An 11,763-nucleotide genomic window follows, 5' to 3' on the forward strand; every position below is an offset into this window, starting at 1 on the left:
CGTGTCGCGCTCCCGACGGTCAGGACGGTGTCGCAGCGGTCGCGGACCGTGTCGTCGTGGGTGGCGATGACGACGGCGCAGCCCTCCTCGCTCATGGTGCGGAGGACGTCGACGACCAGGGTGGTGTTGTCGTGGTCGAGGGCCCCGGTCGGTTCGTCGGCCAGCACGAGGGCGGGCTGCTTGACGATGAGGCGGGCCAGGGCGACGCGCTGCTGCTCCCCGCCGCTGAGCCGGTGGACCTGCTCCTTCTCCCGTCCCGCCAGCCCGACCCGCTCCAGTGCCTCGGCGATGGCCGGGGCGTCCTTCCTCGCCCGCCGCGGCTTCAGGGCGACCTCGAGGTTGGCGGCGACGGTCGCGTTCTCGATCAGCGCGTAGTTCTGGAACAGGTAGCCGAGGACGTCGCGCCGGTAGTGCCGCTTGGCGCGCGGGCCGAACCGGGTGATGTCCCGGCCCTCGTGGCGGATCGCGCCGGAGGTCGGTTCGTCGAGGAGACCGAGGCAGTTGAGCAGCGTCGACTTGCCGGACCCGCTCGGACCGACCAGCGCGAGCATCTCACGGCGTCTCACGGTGAAGCCGAGGCCGGACCAGAGGACGCGTGAGCCGAAGGACTTGGACAGGCTCTCGATCTCGATCACGTGAGGGCTCCCGGGGAACGGTGGGGGGTCACGACTCGCTCGCTCCTTCTTGGACGATCCGGCGGTGGAAGACGACGAGGGCCAGGAGCACCGCCGCGACCTCGACGGCGACGAGTCCGCCGGTGACACCGAGGTCGAGCCCGGTGATCTCGACGGGCGCGCGGGGCGGGGGGATGCCGAGCGCCTCGTACCGGTCGAGTTCCCGGTTCTGCTGCCACACCTGGAAGGGCACCCACACGGCGAGCAGGACGGCCAGGAGCGCTTCGAGCGCCAGGACGGGGCGGTGCGTGGCCGTGAACGTCCAGCCGCTGATGTGCCGGGCGAAGATCGCCTGCGCGTTCTTCCGGGAGTGGACGATGCAGACGCCGACCCCGGTGATGAGCAGCACCGCCACGGCCACCGCCAGGTTGAACAACTGGAGCCGGAACTCCCCGACGAGTTCGCGCAGTTTGAGCGCGGCGTTCTGCCCGACGGGGCTCATGCCGGTCACGTACGTCTCCAGGCGGTGCTTCTCGATCCCGGCCGTGACGTCCTGCGGATCGGGGAAGACGACGCTCCCCTGGGAGGCGTAGGCGGTGTAGCCCTTGTCGCTCAGGAACGCCGAACCGTTGGGGAAGGCGATGACGACGGGATCGGTGACGAAGGACTCGTCCGCGCCGGGGTTCTCGTCGGCGTGCGACTGGCCCCTGGGGTTGTAGGTGAAGACGCGCTGGCCGTCCTCCGACCGCAGGACGTCCACCCGGTCGGGGTCGATCTTGTCCGGGTCGCTGGGGCTCAGCAGCCCCGGCACCCGTTCGCGGAGCCGGTCGGCGTACCGGTCGAGGCCGGCGGGGATCAGGAGCCTCACCTGGTCGGGGCCCGTGGCGCCCGGGGCGTGGCGTCGCCCGGAAGCGTCGAGGACGGGCTGCTCGGCGAGGAAGGTCTCGTTGACGATCAGGATGTCGCCCTGCGGCAGGCCGCCCTGGGGGACCGATCGCCGAAGGTCGCGGTGGCCCGCGACGATGACCTGCCCGTCGCCGTCGGCCCGGCGGAGCCAGCCGCCCACCTTCTCCTCCAGGTCCCGCAGGGCCTCATCGCTTCCCAGGCTGCCGTTGAGGGCGATCGAGGTGGCCTGGCCGGCCTTCGCGTACGCGTCGCGGCTCTCCTGCCGGTCCAGGACGTCCTGGCCGGCGAGGACGACGGAGGTGGCGATGCCGAGTGCGAGGAGCAGCGCGGGAATCCGCACGAGGTAGGCGGACAGCGACGCGGCCCTCGCGGGCAGCTCGCCCTTCAGGGCTCGCAGCACGTCGGTCTGGAAGGTCAGCCAGAGCATGGCCGCGTGCGCGGCGAGGGCGATGAGGCCGAGCACGGCGGCCGTGCCCACGGCGAGCGCGGCGAAGCGGCCGATCCAGGCCAGCCCGTTGTACAGGCCGAGGAGCACCAGCGTCACGGCGGACACCGCGGCGAACGCGATCGACCAGAACACCGCGAGCTGCCGCAGGTCCCGCAGCAGGATCCGCCCGAAGGACATCCCCTGGAGCCGCAGCACCCCGTACGCCTTCGCGTTGAGCAGGACGCCGGCTCCGATCATCGTCACGGCGGCGAGGGCGACGACGAAGAACGAGCGGAGCAGCGCGCCGCCCGAGTGGATCGGGCCCAGCTCGGTGAACGAGTGCGGGTGGTGGACCGCGGCGCGCAGGCCGAGGCCGTTGAACGTCCGGGCCAGCGAGTCGGCGGCCTCCTCGGGGCCGAACACGTAGTAGAAGCCGCGCGGGTCGCGGTGTCCGAGCTCGGCGGCGGGGTGGACGTCGGTCCGGTAACCGCGGTCGAACGCGGGATAGCCGTCCTCCAGCCACGCGGAGCGCGGGCCGCCGGGAGCGAGGTAGAGGTGCCGGCGGCTGTGCGGCTCCCGGAGGTCGGGGACCTCGCGCGCGACGGTCGTCCGGTGGTCCTCGGCGAACTCCGCCATCACGCGGGCGACCTGCGAACCGCTGGTGGAACCGTCGGAGTCCGTCACCCAGACGACGGCGGAGTGCCCCAGCGCCCAGTCCTCGTCGAGGCTCCTCAGGAACAGGAAGGCGAGGACCGCGGAGAACGCCAGCACGGCGGCGTGAACGAACTTGATACTTCGGTGCAGCATCGATCGCCTAGGTCGGGGCACTGGGAGCGCGCTTCGTGGGGGGTGGGCCGCCCGGGAGAAGGGGTGTGCCCTTCCCGCGGGCGGACCGCTCGTTGCCGTGGGGCCGGGCCGTGGGGCGCGGCCCTTTGGGTCAGCAGGTGGTGCGGTAGTAGGTCTCGTTGCCGCTCAGCTTGGGCGTGGCCTGGGTGATGGACCAGGAGCCCTTGGCGGCCTCGTCGCTGTCGATGTACTCGCCGACGGAGGTCGAGCCGTGGCACTTGTCCTTGTGGTAGTAGTCCGACCACACCTTGGCGGTGCCGGCGCCGTAGTCCCAGGTGCCGCCGTCGATGTTGACGACGGTGGCCAGGGCCGGGGTGGCACCGGTCACGACGAGGATGCCGGCGGCCGCGGCGAGCTTCAGGCTGCGCGTGAAAGCCATGGTGAAACCTTCTTTCTCATGGACATGACCAAGATCAAGAAGGAGCCTTTCACGGATCGATCATCGATCAAAGAGGTTTCTCGCCAAGTGAGGAGATGGTGTGAAGCCGCAAACGTGGTCGATACGGCCTCCGCGCGGACGCTCCGCACGGCATCCCGCCAGGCTCACCGGGGCTGTGTCAAGGACGTGCCGCCCGGCATCCACGGGACGCCACCGAAAGGGGAACGGGCGCGGACGCCGCCACCGGCGGCCCGCTCCGCCCCGTGGCTCGATATCGATCATGAACCCGGCGTGGAGCCGGTGCCCGGGGCCGGGCCCGCCGGACGAACACGACGGCCCCCGGCCGTCCTCCGGGACGGTCGGGGGCCGTGCGAGCCGTACGACGGGCGCGGGCGCGCCTCGGGCGTTCCCCGTCAGTCGTTCTTCTTCGGCTCCTCCAGGCGCGGGAAGAGCACCGCGCCCTTGGTCACCGTGGAACCCGCCGGGAGCCGGCCCCAGCGGCCCGCGTCCTGGACGCGCTGGTCGGCCAGGGCGCCGAGCGACGCCTCCGCGCCGAGGGAGTCCCACAGGAGCTGGGAGGTGCGCGGCATCACCGGGTTGAGCAGGACCGCGCAGGCCCGCAGGGACTCGGCGGCGGTGTAGAGGATGGTGGCCAGCCGGGCCCGGGCCTCCTCGGAGGAGTCCTTGGCGACCTTCCACGGCTCCTGCTCGGTGAGGTAGCCGTTGACCTGCTTGATGAAGTCGAAGATCGCCGCGATGCCCCCGGCGAAGTCCAGCTCGTCGCCGATCCGCCGGTCCGCCTCGGCGACCGCCGTGGCCAGGCCGTCCTTGATCGCCTGCTCGGCCTCGCCGTCGGCCGTGGCCTCCGGCAGCGTGCCGCCGAAGTACTTGCCGACCATGGCCGCCACGCGCGAGGCGAGGTTGCCGTAGTCGTTGGCCAGCTCGCTGGTGTAGCGGGCGGAGAAGTCCTCCCAGGAGAAGGAGCCGTCCTGGCCGAAGGCGATGGCGCGCAGGAAGTACCAGCGGTAGGCGTCCACGCCGAAGTGCTCGGTGAGCTGCTGCGGCGAGATGCCCGTCAGGTTGGACTTGCTCATCTTCTCGCCGCCGACCATCAGCCAGCCGTTGGCGGCGATCTTCCCCGGCAGCGGCAGCCCCTGGGCCATCAGCATCGCGGGCCAGATCACGGCGTGGAAGCGGAGGATGTCCTTGCCCACCAGGTGGACGTCCGCGGGGAAGGTCCGCTCGAACTTCTCCTGGTCCAGGCCGTAACCCACGGCGGTGGCGTAGTTCAGCAGGGCGTCGATCCACACGTAGATGACGTGCTTGTCGTCCCAGGGGATCTTCACGCCCCAGTCGAAGGTGGAACGGGAGATCGACAGGTCCTCCAGGCCCTGGCGGACGAAGTTCACGACCTCGTTGCGCGCCGACTCGGGCTGGATGAAGTCCGGGTTCTTCTCGTAGTGCTCCAGGAGCTTCGGCCCGTACTCGGAGAGCTTGAAGAAGTAGTTCTCCTCCTTGAGCATCTCCACGGGCTTCTTGTGGATCGGGCACAGCTTCTGCCCGGCGTAGTCGCCCTCGCCGTCCAGCAGCTCACCGGGCGTCTTGTACTCCTCGCAGCCCACGCAGTACGGGCCCTCGTACCCGCCCCGGTAGATCTCGCCCTTGTCGTAGAGGTCCTGGACGAACTCCTGGACGCGGGCGGTGTGCCGCTCCTCGGTGGTGCGGATGAAGTCGTCGTTGGCGATCTCCAGGTGCTCCCAGAGGGGCTTCCAGGCCTCCTCCACGAGCTTGTCGCACCACTCCTGCGGCGAGACCCCGTTCGCCTCGGCGGTGCGCATGATCTTCTGACCGTGCTCGTCCGTGCCGGTGAGGTACCACACCTTCTCGCCGCGCTGGCGGTGCCAGCGCGTGAGCACGTCGCCTGCGACGGTCGTGTAGGCGTGGCCCAGGTGCGGAGCGTCGTTGACGTAGTAGATGGGGGTCGTGACGTAGAACGCCTTCGCCCCCTGCTGCTCTTTTCCAGTGGCCGCCATGGGAGAAATCCTAACGGCCCGCGTGCCTCGCACGGCCCGTACATGCGGCCCGCGCACGGGCCCGCGCACCGGTCTGCGCACCGGTCGTACGGCGCCGCGCGCGGAGGGCGCCGGGGCTCCGGGCGCCGGGCCCGTCACGGCTTGATCACGGACTTGTGCCAGCCCTGGTGCAGACCTTTCATGAGGGCTTCCGGCCGCTCGCTGAGCCCTGTTGGGTGTGCGCACGCACGCGGAAGTGATCGGGGAGGCGGACGTCATGGCCGGGACGGGGGCAGGGAGCCGGGGCCGCGGGAGAGCGGTGGCGGTCGCCGCGGCGGTCGTCGTGCTGGCCGGCGGGGTGAGCGGCTGCGGCGGCGGGACACCGGCGGCCGGGGAGCCGCGCACCGCGAGCCCGGTGTCCGCGAGCCCGGAGCCCGAAACCGCCCCGGAGAGCGCCCCGCCGGCCCGCCCGGCGGAGAAGCCCTCGCCGTGCCCGAGTCGGACGGCCGGGCCCGGCGGTGCCGGACAGCCGAAGGTCGAGGTGAAGGTGTCGGTGCCGGACCGCCGCCTGCGGCTCGTCCGGGGCGGCCCGCCCCGGGAGTTCGAGGTGTCGCTGCGCAACGAGGGCCGTGACCACGCGTGCCTCGACGTGGTGCTGACCACGGAGCTGAACTCCTTCGCCGAACGGCGGCCTGAACTGACCGTGGAGCGATGGGACCCCGGTCGCGAGCGGTGGGTCGAGCAGGACTTCGTCGTGGCCAACGACGTGAGCGCTCTGATGGTCGAGGGCGGTGCCCCGCTCAGGCGGGGCGCGGAGCGCACCGAACGGTGGCGCATGCGCGCCGACGAGCCGGGCCCCGTCGGAACGGCCCGGATCCAGGTCCACGCCGTCGCCACCGACGCATCCGCACAGGACCGCTTCGCGGAGCGGGACGCCGGCGGCTCGTGGTTCACGCTGGAGGCCGCCCCCTCCTGAGGCGCCGGCCGCGGGGATGGTTGACGACGCCAACCATCTCCACGTGTCGGGTTCACCCTACGTTTACCGGCTGGTAGCCCTCCGGCACGTCCGCGCCCATACCGTCCCCATCTGCGTGAACACGGAGCATCCGGAGGGGACCATGCGCAAGCTGCTGCCGCTGATCGGTTCGCACCCCGGCGGGAGATCCGCCCTGACCTGCCGCTACCGCTGCGGCGACGCCTGCTTCCACGAGGTGCCCAACACCAGCGGCAACGAGTACGTCGGCGACGTGATCGCCGGTGCGCTCTCCCGGCGGTCGATGCTGCGCGCCGGTGCCGTGGTCGGCGTGGCCGCGACCGCCGGGGTGGCCGGACTCGGCCGGGCGTCCGGAGTCCCCACGGGCCCCGCCGCCGTACCCGCGGGGAACGGCACGGGCACGCCGGGCAAGCACGGCGAGGCGGCCCGCGGCCTGCGCTTCGCCCCCGTCGCGCCGAACACCGCCGACAAGGTCACCGTCCCCGAGGGCTACGCCCAGAACGTCGTCATCCGCTGGGGCGACCCCATCCTGCGCGGCGCCCCCGCCTTCGACCCGGACAACCAGAGCGCCAAGGCGCAGGCCGGGCAGTTCGGCTACAACAACGACTTCCTCACCCTGCTGCCGCTGCCGGGCGAGCGCGACCGCCAGGTGCTCTTCGCCAACCACGAGTACACCGACGAGCAGTTGATGTTCGCCGGGTACGACCCCGACAACCCCACCCGGGAACAGGTCGAGATCGCCTGGGCCGCGCACGGCCTGTCCGTGGTCGTGGTGCAGGAGGAGCGCCGCACCGGCAGGCTGACCGCCGTCCCCCGCCACCCCCTCAACCGCCGCTTCACCGCGACCACCGAGTTCCGCCTGACCGGCCCGGCCGCGGGCGGCGAGCTGCTGAAGACCTCCGCCGACCCCACCGGCACCAAGGTGCTGGGCACCCTCAACAACTGCGCGGGCGGCACCACCCCCTGGGGCACGGTCCTGTCCGGCGAGGAGAACTTCAACCAGTACTTCGCCAACGCCTCCGCCGTCCCGGACGCCGGCACGAGGGCGAGGCTGGCCCGCTACGGCATGACCGGCGGCGCGTCGGAGCGCAAGTGGGAGCGTTTCGACGAGCGCTTCGACCTGGCCAAGGAGCCCAACGAGGCCAACCGCTTCGGCTGGGTCGTCGAGGTGGACCCGTACGACCCGCACTCCGTGCCGCGCAAGCGCACCGCGCTCGGCCGCTTCAAGCACGAGGCCGCCCAGCCGCGGCTGACCGCCGACGGCCGCCCGGTGGTCTACATGGGCGACGACGAACGCTTCGACTACTTCTACAAGTTCGTCTCCAGCAAGCGGATGATGAAGGGCACCGGCCGGGCCGCCCGCGAGCACAACCTCACGCTGCTGGACGAGGGCACCCTGTACGTCGCCAAGCTGACCGGCGACGCTCCGGCGAACCTGATCGACGGCAGCGGACGGCTCCCGGACGACGGCGAGTTCGACGGCTCGGGCGTGTGGATCCCGCTGGCCACCGGCACCACCTCGCACGTGCCGGGCATGACGGCCGAGGAGGTCTACGTCCACACCCGGCTGGCCGCCGACAAGGTGGGCGCCACCAAGATGGACCGCCCCGAGGACGTCGAGCCCAGCCCGCGCACCGGCCGCGTCTACGTCGCGCTCACCAACAACTCCCAGCGCGGCACGGCCGGCAAGCCCGGCGTGGACGAGGCCAACCCGCGCAGCGCCAACAAGCACGGCCAGGTCCTGGAACTGGCCGAGCACTGGGACGACCCGGCGGCCGACGGCTTCGCCTGGCGGCTGTTCCTGGTCTGCGGCGACCCGGAGGACGAGTCCACCTACTTCGGCGGCTTCCCCAAGGACCAGGTCAGCCCGATCTCCTGCCCGGACAACATCACCTTCGACTCCTACGGCAACCTCTGGCTGTCCACCGACGGCAACGCGCTGGGCTCGCACGACGGCCTCTTCGGCGTCGCCACGACGGGCGAACGCCGCGGCGAGGTGCGGCAGTTCCTGACCGTGCCCACCGGCGCCGAGACCTGCGGCCCGGTCGTCCAGGACCGCCGGGTGCTGGTCTCGGTCCAGCACCCGGGCGAGGTGGACGGCGCCAGCGTGGAGAAGCCGGCCTCCGCCTGGCCCGACGGGCCGGGGAAGCTGGTCCGCCCGGCGGTCGTCGCCGTCTGGCGGAAGGACGGCCGGAACATCGGCGTCTGACGCCGGACCTGACACCGGCTCCGGACCGGGGCCGGCACCATCGAAGCCCGGTTCCGGGCCCGTCACCGGGCCCGGAACCGGGCTTGACGCGCTCTCGGTGTGCATCTGCCGGGACGGGGAAGGAGGAAACGCGAGGAACCGACCCGAAAAGGTGAAGTCATGGAGATAACCGGCATCATCGCCGCGATCGTCGTCGGCACCGTGATCGGCCTGCTGGGACGGCTGGTACTGCCGGGACGACAGCACATCGGCGTCCTCTGGACGATCGCGGTCGGTATCGTCGCGGCCCTGATCGGTACGTTCATCGCCGCGGGACTGGGCGTCGCCGACACCGGCGGCGTGGACTGGATCCAGCTCCTCATCCAGGTGGGCCTGGCCGCGGTGGGTGTCGCCGCCGTGGACCGCGCCAAGGTGCACGCTTGAAGGTAACCGTCTGACGTACGCCGGTGAGGCGTACGCCCACAGGACACGCATGCACGGGGCCCGGCGGGGCGCGGCCGATGCGGCCGCCTCCCCGCCGGGCCCTTCGGCCGTCCCGGCCGGGCCGCCGAGGGCCCCGGGACGGCCGGGGAGGCCGGGGGCGGTGCGCCCCGGCCTCTTCCGGCTCCGGTGCGACGGCCCCGCCCGGGTCCGTCCGATCCCACCGGGCGGGACCGGCTCCCTATGCCCCGGAGCCGGCGTTCCGGTCCACCGTCGGTCCGCCGTCAGCCCGTGTGGTGGTCGCGCTGGATGAGCGCCGCGTGTTCCAGCACGTCCTCCATGGGGTCGTCGATCTGCCCGGTCGAGATCAGCGCGATGTTGGGCCCGTTGTGCGACCCGGTGTGCGTCTCGTCGGCCCACGCCGCCCCGCCCGACAGGGCGACCGCCGCGAACGCCCCCGCCGCCACCGCGCATCCGCGTGCCCAGGTCCTCTTCACCGTATGGCTCCCCTCTTCCGGATCTTCCGGCTTCCCCGGTTTCTCTGGTCGTCCGGCTTTCCCCCGGCGCGGATCCGGCCTGCCCGGCCGCCGCGCCCGGTCCGTACGGTATGGATATCTGCTGGTCGGGCAGAAAGTTACGGCCTTCGATAATTAATATGATCTGTTTTCTTTGATTCCTGGGACGGTGCGGCCGCCCGGAAGAAACGATGCAGGCGGATTGCCACCCGGCGCTTCCGCGGAATGGACCGGTGGTGTGCTGCACCGGCCATGCCGGCATGGGCATCCGCAGCCGGGAGCAATGGATCGTCGGGACCGACGGGTCCCTGTGGATCGAACGGGCCACCGAGGACGCCGACGTGCTGATTCACGGAAAGGTATTCATGCTGTCCGCCGGAAGAATTCACCGGGCGGAGGCGGGATGACGCGTCGGAAGCTTGAGGAGGGAATGAGGAGGTGCATCCGTTTGGCCCGTGATGCGGCGCTCTCCGGGAATTACGGGGTGGGGGCCGTGGTGCTGAGGAACGGCACCGTCATCGGCGAGTCCGGGAGCGGGCTCGTGGAGGGCAGCGACCCGACCGGACACCCCGAGACGCAGGCCATCCGCATGGCGGCCGAGCGCGTCGGCTCCCGCCACCTGCCCGATGCCTACCTGCTGACGACGCTGGAGCCCTGCCCCATGTGCACCTCCGCCGCGATCTGGGCCAAGATGCGCGGAATCGCCTTCGGAGCGACCCAGCACGACGCCCGGCAGTGGGCGGCCGAGCACCCCGGCGACACGTTCACCTGGCGGCGGATCGACATCCGGGCCCAGGACGTCGTACGGGCGGGACACCCCCGCCTGGAGGTCCACGAGGAAGTGCGCCGGGCCCGGCGGGACGCGGTGGGCGGCGGGGCGAAGACCGGCTGAGCGGCCGGTCCGCATCCGGCGGGCGGCGCCCGGGGCGGGCTGCCGCCCGGCCGGGTCCCGCTGCCGCCGGGCCCCGCTGCCGCCGGACCTCCCTCGCCGCTGCGCCGCCGCGCCCGCGGACCGGACGGCCGCCGGCGGCTTCCCCGTGCCGGTGGCCGCGCCACGTGAAATACTCGGTGAGGAATGTCCTGATTACTCCATATTCAGCAATTACTCCGTGATTACCCCGCATTGATGTGCTGCGGATGAGCATGCGGCCCGGACCATCCCGCCGACGGGCGGCCGGGGCCGCGCGGGCAAGGGCAGGTGAGGACCGTGGCGGACGCTGCCGAACCGCTCGACCAGGACCGGGTCATGGAGTTCCTGGAGCGCGTCGTCGCCGACAGCGGTGCCGCGTTCGCGGGGCTGACCACGTCGATCGGCGCCCGGCTCGGCCTGTACGCGGCGATGGCCGGGGCCGGACCCCTCACCCCGGGGCAGCTCGCCGAGCGCACCGGACTGGCCGAACGCTACGTGCGGGAGTGGCTGGCCGCCCAGGTGGCCGGCGAGTACGTGCACTACGACCCCGGGGCGGGCACCTATGCGCTGCCGGACGAGCACGCCGCCGTACTGGCGGACCCCGCGTCGCCCGCGTACGTGGTCGGCGCCTTCAGGATGCTCAAGGCGCTCTACGCCTCCGAGGACGCGCTGGTGGACGCGTACCGCACCGGCGAGGGCGTGGGCTGGGAGGAGCACGGGCCCGAGCTGTACGAGGGGAGCGCCTCCTTCTACCGCACCGGCTACCAGGCGATGCTGGTGCGGGAGTGGCTGCCGGCCCTGGAAGGCGTCGTGGAGAAGCTGGAGCGGGGCGCGTCGGTCGCGGACGTCGGGTGCGGCTTCGGCTACTCCACGCTGCTGATGGCCCAGGCGTTCCCGCGCTCCCGCTTCCACGGCTTCGACTTCCACGGCCCGTCGGTCGACGCCGCGCGGCGCGAGGCGGCGGAGCGGGACCTGGGCGACCGGGTGGCGTTCGACGTAGCCGCCGCGGAGGACTTCCCGGGCGGCGACTACGACCTGATCACCTTCTTCGACTGCCTGCACGACCTCGGCGACCCCGGCGCGGCCTTCCGCCGCGCGGAGCGGACGCTGGCCGGTGACGGGAGCTGCATGGTCGTCGAGCCGAACGCCCCGGCCGATCCCCAGGAACTGGCCAACCCGATCGGCCGGTCCTACGCGGCCACCTCCGCGACGCTCTGCCTGCCCGGGGCGGTGGCGCAGCACGGCCCGTACGCGCTGGGGAACCACCCCGGCGAGGAGGCCCTGAGGCGCATCGCCGACGAGGCGGGCCTGCACGACTGGACGCTCGCCGCGGAGACCATCACCAACCGCGTCTACCACGTCAGGCGGTGACCCGCGGAGGACGGCGCCCCGGCGGCCCCGCCGGGGCGGGAGGCGGTGCGTGCCCCCCGCCCCGGTCCCCGGATTCCTCGGTTCGATCCTGCGAACAGGTGGCGCGGACCCGCAACGCGGACGGGCGGCCGGGTGGGCCGAACGGGTGACGGCGGGCGCC

Annotated in this window: 11 protein-coding genes; 6 read left to right on the forward strand and 5 right to left on the reverse strand. The window is 72.1% G+C overall.

All coding sequences use genetic code 11. From position 1 onward, the window contains the following. From VE546_RS27660 to metG, 4 genes are all read right to left on the reverse strand, one after another. Positions 1–635, reverse strand: a 635-nt coding sequence (locus VE546_RS27660; protein WP_324927206.1) for an ABC transporter ATP-binding protein, incomplete at its 3' end; no start/stop codon positions are given. A gap of 28 nt (positions 636–663) precedes the next feature. Continuing rightward, positions 664–2,754, reverse strand: a complete 2,091-nt coding sequence (locus tag VE546_RS27665) for a hypothetical protein (RefSeq protein ID WP_324927209.1) — start codon at positions 2,752–2,754, stop codon at positions 664–666. A gap of 130 nt (positions 2,755–2,884) precedes the next feature. Continuing rightward, the gene (locus VE546_RS27670; RefSeq protein WP_324927212.1) at positions 2,885–3,172 is read right to left on the reverse strand and encodes a lactococcin 972 family bacteriocin; all 288 of its coding nucleotides are present in this window, start codon (positions 3,170–3,172) and stop codon (positions 2,885–2,887) included. A 413-nt stretch (positions 3,173–3,585) separates the two neighbouring features. Then, a complete protein-coding gene (metG, locus tag VE546_RS27675; protein ID WP_324927214.1) occupies positions 3,586–5,205 on the reverse strand; it encodes a methionine--tRNA ligase in 1,620 nt (539 codons plus the stop codon). A gap of 298 nt (positions 5,206–5,503) precedes the next feature. Here metG and VE546_RS27680 point away from each other — a divergent pair, with 298 nt between their 5' ends. The 3 genes from VE546_RS27680 to VE546_RS27690 all read left to right on the forward strand — a co-directional run bounded on the left by VE546_RS27680 (position 5,504) and on the right by VE546_RS27690 (position 8,810). After that, the gene (locus VE546_RS27680) at positions 5,504–6,160 is read left to right on the forward strand and encodes a hypothetical protein (protein ID WP_324927217.1); all 657 of its coding nucleotides are present in this window, start codon (positions 5,504–5,506) and stop codon (positions 6,158–6,160) included. A gap of 142 nt (positions 6,161–6,302) precedes the next feature. Continuing rightward, complete coding sequence (locus tag VE546_RS27685) at positions 6,303–8,387, forward strand: PhoX family phosphatase (RefSeq protein ID WP_324927258.1); 2,085 nt, start codon at positions 6,303–6,305, stop codon at positions 8,385–8,387. 159 nt (positions 8,388–8,546) lie between these two features. Further along, complete coding sequence (locus tag VE546_RS27690; protein ID WP_324927220.1) at positions 8,547–8,810, forward strand: GlsB/YeaQ/YmgE family stress response membrane protein; 264 nt, start codon at positions 8,547–8,549, stop codon at positions 8,808–8,810. Positions 8,811–9,091: 281 nt separating this feature from the next. Here the strand turns inward: VE546_RS27690 and VE546_RS27695 are convergent, their stop codons facing one another. After that, positions 9,092–9,304 carry a hypothetical protein gene (locus VE546_RS27695; protein ID WP_414720606.1) on the reverse strand — a complete coding sequence of 71 codons (213 nt, stop codon included), beginning with the start codon at positions 9,302–9,304 and terminating at the stop codon, positions 9,092–9,094. A 278-nt stretch (positions 9,305–9,582) separates the two neighbouring features. Here VE546_RS27695 and VE546_RS27700 point away from each other — a divergent pair, with 278 nt between their 5' ends. The 3 genes from VE546_RS27700 to VE546_RS27710 all read left to right on the forward strand — a co-directional run bounded on the left by VE546_RS27700 (position 9,583) and on the right by VE546_RS27710 (position 11,603). After that, on the forward strand, positions 9,583–9,729 hold the full coding sequence (locus VE546_RS27700) for a hypothetical protein (RefSeq protein WP_324927222.1): 147 nt from the start codon (positions 9,583–9,585) through the stop codon (positions 9,727–9,729). Next, positions 9,726–10,214, forward strand: coding sequence for a nucleoside deaminase (locus VE546_RS27705; RefSeq protein ID WP_324927226.1), 489 nt, complete (start codon positions 9,726–9,728; stop codon positions 10,212–10,214). The genes VE546_RS27700 and VE546_RS27705 overlap by 4 nt, the downstream gene beginning before the upstream one ends. Before the next feature lie 306 nt (positions 10,215–10,520). After that, a complete protein-coding gene (locus VE546_RS27710) occupies positions 10,521–11,603 on the forward strand; it encodes a class I SAM-dependent methyltransferase (RefSeq protein ID WP_414720607.1) in 1,083 nt (360 codons plus the stop codon). Positions 11,604–11,763: the final 160 nt, after the last annotated feature.

This window comes from Streptomyces sp., assembly GCF_035644915.1.
GTDB lineage: Bacteria > Actinomycetota > Actinomycetes > Streptomycetales > Streptomycetaceae > Streptomyces.

Excerpts from the sequence above, each read along its gene's own strand:
- VE546_RS27685 (WP_324927258.1), top strand. The coding sequence starts at position 6,303 with ATGCGCAAGCTGCTGCCGCTGATCGGTTCGCACCCCGGCGGGAGATCC.
- VE546_RS27690 (WP_324927220.1), top strand. The coding sequence starts at position 8,547 with ATGGAGATAACCGGCATCATCGCCGCGATCGTCGTCGGCACCGTGATC.
- VE546_RS27665 (WP_324927209.1), bottom strand. The coding sequence starts at position 2,754 with ATGCTGCACCGAAGTATCAAGTTCGTTCACGCCGCCGTGCTGGCGTTC.
- VE546_RS27705 (WP_324927226.1), top strand. The coding sequence starts at position 9,726 with ATGACGCGTCGGAAGCTTGAGGAGGGAATGAGGAGGTGCATCCGTTTG.
- VE546_RS27670 (WP_324927212.1), bottom strand. The coding sequence starts at position 3,172 with ATGGCTTTCACGCGCAGCCTGAAGCTCGCCGCGGCCGCCGGCATCCTC.
- VE546_RS27700 (WP_324927222.1), top strand. The coding sequence starts at position 9,583 with ATGGGCATCCGCAGCCGGGAGCAATGGATCGTCGGGACCGACGGGTCC.
- metG (WP_324927214.1), bottom strand. The coding sequence starts at position 5,205 with ATGGCGGCCACTGGAAAAGAGCAGCAGGGGGCGAAGGCGTTCTACGTC.